The following is a 556-nucleotide window of genomic DNA, read 5'->3' as shown; positions in this document are numbered from 1 at the left end:
CTCCCTGGTGAAATTAGCGCTGTGGAACCACCCGATCCCATCCCGAACTCGGAAGTGAAACGCAGCTGCGCCGATGGTAGTGTGGCTCAAGCCATGCGAGAGTAGGTCATCGCCAGGGTTTACACCCGAGAACCCCGCTGCATGCGCAGCGGGGTTTTCCTTTTTTTGCAGGCACTTGGTTTCGACCTGGACTTGCGGCAACAACTTCACGAAGAGCTTCAAGTTCCTCAAACAAGTTGTTGACAAAGCTGAAAGGCCTGCCATAATAGGCGGCTCGCAACGACGAAAGGCCCTCGGGCCCAACGACGAAGCGGCATCGGCAACAACGTCCACTCCGGTGAGACGGCCTTGAAAAAAGGTGTTGACGAAGCGGAAAAGCCGGCTATAATGGGCGGCTCGCTACGAAGGAAACTTCGCAGCACACGGGAACGGCGCTGAGGCCACTTCCCCGGATCTTTGAAAGTATGCGCAGGTATCTTGTGAAGGCGCCTGCAGGAAGGATGATTGTCCATCTTGCAGACGTTTGATCAAGCAACTATTAATTGTTTTAAAGCAA

General features: G+C 54.1%; 1 rRNA gene. It reads left to right on the top strand.

What is annotated here, in order from left to right:
• The first annotated feature begins 3 nt into the window (after positions 1-3).
• Positions 4-118: ribosomal RNA gene (rrf, locus tag VG561_RS21140) — 5S ribosomal RNA — on the top strand.
• Positions 119-556 lie beyond the last annotated feature (438 nt).

This window comes from Stenotrophomonas sp. CASM110 (genome assembly GCF_049384345.1).
Classification (GTDB): domain Bacteria; phylum Pseudomonadota; class Gammaproteobacteria; order Xanthomonadales; family Xanthomonadaceae; genus Stenotrophomonas; species Stenotrophomonas muris.
Note: the sequence above shows the minus strand (reverse complement) of the source record. Positions and strands in the feature narration are given on the sequence as shown.